Annotated in this window: 1 protein-coding gene; it reads left to right on the top strand. The window is 49.7% G+C overall.

Features of this window, described 5'->3' with window-relative positions:
• Positions 1-115: 115 nt before the first annotated feature.
• Positions 116-2146 (top strand): hypothetical protein, encoded by a 2031-nt coding sequence (locus H6F90_RS11065; RefSeq protein ID WP_190552538.1) that lies wholly within the window; start codon positions 116-118, stop codon positions 2144-2146.
• Positions 2147-2218: the final 72 nt, after the last annotated feature.

Here is a 2218-nt window from a genome sequence, read left to right as displayed (position 1 = left end):
GCGTGGGCAAGAATGTCCATTGTTCTTGCGGTCTATTAGTTTTACGCCCTTTCTGCCACCTTTGAAGCCTTGGTGCAAGATCTGAGATACGCAACTTCAGCATGTCACCCAATTGATGCGAGAAACTCCTTCGGGAACAGCCGTTCGAGTGGTGTCTTCAGAAGGTAATACGTTCTATGGCGTGGTGGCTCGAATCAGTCAAACAGGTCAAAGTGGGAGCCCGGCGGCACCCACCCATTGGAAAGCTCAAATTTTGGTGGATCATCGTTCCAAACAGTTAGTCATTCCCTTATCGAAACTGAATCGCGGCAAGGACGAAGCAAAAACCTTAGTGAGTACTCAGCTCACCAACGGAGATGGGGAAGATATCTATCGCGCCTTCGACCTGCGACAAACGCAGCACCAACGGACGCAGATGCAGATTTTTACAGGTAATCCGCTCAAGGCTTACGAGAAGTATCCCAAAGGCAAATTTTTGAACTATACCGATGCTCAAGGAGCCGTAGCCCAAGGCCTGATCATGCCTGTAGGATTTGACATTGAAGAATCGCTCCAAGCGGAGCCAGTCGTATTCCAAGATCCTCAGCAAGTCAAAGTATTTTTGACTGACGTCACACAACGCCAAGGTTCGGTGAAAACGCTGGATGAGTTGCTAACGATCCGGACCCAAGGTTCAGGTCTGGTCCTACAGACTCCTAAGTCCAGTGTTGGCAATCGCTTTGTCCTCGATTCTGACTTGATGAGCACCGCAGATAGCGAATTTTATTCGGTCGGCGATCGCATGGAATTGCAGGTTCCCGCCGATCGCATCGACTCTGTTTTGAGTGTCATCATGCAGCAAAAGCAATGGTCCTTGGCAGCCTTTGACTGGAAAGAGCATGCCCGAGACTATTTAGGCAGGCAACTGCCAGAATTAAGGCGAATTGAAAGTCAGACGTTAGATCCACCGATGGTTGCTGAACCTAGCTTCGTCGTACCTGCGATCGCTCCGCGAGCTCCTACAACTTTTCGAATTGCGCCTGCCAAAGAGCAAAGCGGTAGGGCGGAGAGAAATACGGCCCAATTTCTGGAGCAGGCAGGGTTAGCGTCAGCGGTCATGGCAGACTCTGACTTTTATCTGCAGGTTGAGAATCCTCCTTACATTCCCCTCGTGATCGAGCGACACGATGCAGCGTTGCACTTAATTCATTGGCTGGAGGATAGCCAGGGAGACCTCTTCATTGATACAGAGATGATTTTTCATCTCTCGGAAACAGGGCATCTGATGTTGCAAGAAACGGCGGTTCAAAATCCCTTGATGGGTGGAGAATTGAGACGACAAGACCGAGGCTTTGCCCAACTATTCTCGCGCAATCTACTGCAGCAAGGATTCCCAGAAGCAGCTCGCCGACTGCAAAGCCAAGAGACATTAGCACAGCTAGAGGAGATGCTGCCATCACAGCCCGTAACTGAGTCGGAAGATTCGAAGGCGATGATTCCTCCCCAGTCCGCCGTGCTGTCTCTTGTTGATCTTGCTCCGGAAGTCGCTTCTACCCCCGTAGAAGTGGAGTCTCCGATCTATCAAACCGCTGAATCAGATATTGCGCTGCTGAGATTTGGGGGCTATAACAGCGTGCAACTAGACTTGGATGAACTGCAAGCGATTCAGCTAGCCTTTAGCCATTACCTCACAATTCAATCAGAATCGGAACTCAGAACCCAACTCTCAGAGATTATAGAACCTGCTGTTGGTCGCAGAAACATTGTTGCTGCAGTCAATGCCCTCATGGCTCAACGTCAGCAATATGTTGACCTTCAGTTGCCTGAGTTGGGCGTTATGGCGATCGCGAATTCACCACCGCCTGACTTAACTGAAAGCTCTACCTTGGCAATCGATCAGGAAACGAATCTGAATCATGCTGCAGTTCAACTCGATTTCAGAGCAGACCCCAGCGCAAATTCTTCGCGATCGGTTGCAGACCCTCTTCAGCCAACAACGCTGTCACCTGAAAAGAAAGTAGAGGTTCAAAGCCAAACTCAATCCGCAGGAGTGACCCGTCCTGGATTGGCTGCTAGCTCCGAGACATTATCTGAAGAATCACTCGCCCTTTTTGATGTAGACCTATCAGAACTTACGCAAAAGTCATTTGAACGGACGGATGCTTGAGTTGCTCCTTGAGATACTCAGAGAGCATCCCGTGCTTGATTTGATAGATAGTTCTACCACTTTCGTAGGCAA

Origin of the sequence: Trichocoleus sp. FACHB-591 (assembly GCF_014695845.1) — a bacterium.
Taxonomy (GTDB): Bacteria; Cyanobacteriota; Cyanobacteriia; order FACHB-46; family FACHB-46; genus Trichocoleus.
This window is presented reverse-complemented; position numbering and strand designations above follow the sequence as displayed.

Bases quoted from the DNA above. Each gene is read 5' to 3' on its own strand.
- H6F90_RS11065 (WP_190552538.1), top strand. From the start codon at position 116: ATGCGAGAAACTCCTTCGGGAACAGCCGTTCGAGTGGTGTCTTCAGAA.